This is a genomic window from Streptococcus infantis, from assembly GCF_001579645.1.
Lineage (GTDB): Bacteria > Bacillota > Bacilli > Lactobacillales > Streptococcaceae > Streptococcus > Streptococcus infantis_E.
Map to the genome: position 1 here is coordinate 1 of NZ_LQZF01000193.1, position 456 is coordinate 456.

Here is a 456-nt window from a genome sequence, read left to right on the forward strand (position 1 = left end):
GACTTTTCTAACTTTGTCAACACCTTTTTTTAACTTTTTTTCAATTCTACTGAATTACTTCCTGTAACTCTTTCAGCATGGCTTTGCGACCCTTAAAACGTTCATCTGCCCAGAGCCGTTCATAGGCTTCTTGCTTATCTTGTGGTAATTTTCTTCTATAACTATCCAACAATTCATGAAGGGCGTAGTAATCATCCAGCCACAATCCTCCTTCTGGTAGGCGATGGCTAATCTCGCCTACTTCTTCATAGGCCATACGGTCCAGGCGACGTTTTTGACTCTCTTGTTTTCTGACGCTATCTAGGATTCGATTGCGGAATTTTGTTTTGAAGTAGACGTAGAGTTTCTTTTCCTCTTCCACTAAGTCTGGTTGGGCCTCGAGGAGTTCATAGAGACAGATCAGTCCTTCTTGATCCCAATCCTCTTTTTCCCACAGGTGGAGATAATAATCTTTGG

The 456-nt window shown here is 41.9% G+C and carries 1 protein-coding gene; it reads right to left on the reverse strand.

Going from position 1 to position 456, the window contains the following annotated elements:
- Window positions 1-46: 46 nt before the first annotated feature.
- Window positions 47-456: hypothetical protein (locus tag SINDD18_RS10085; RefSeq protein ID WP_061864006.1), on the reverse strand; the 410-nt coding region annotated here is incomplete at its 5' end.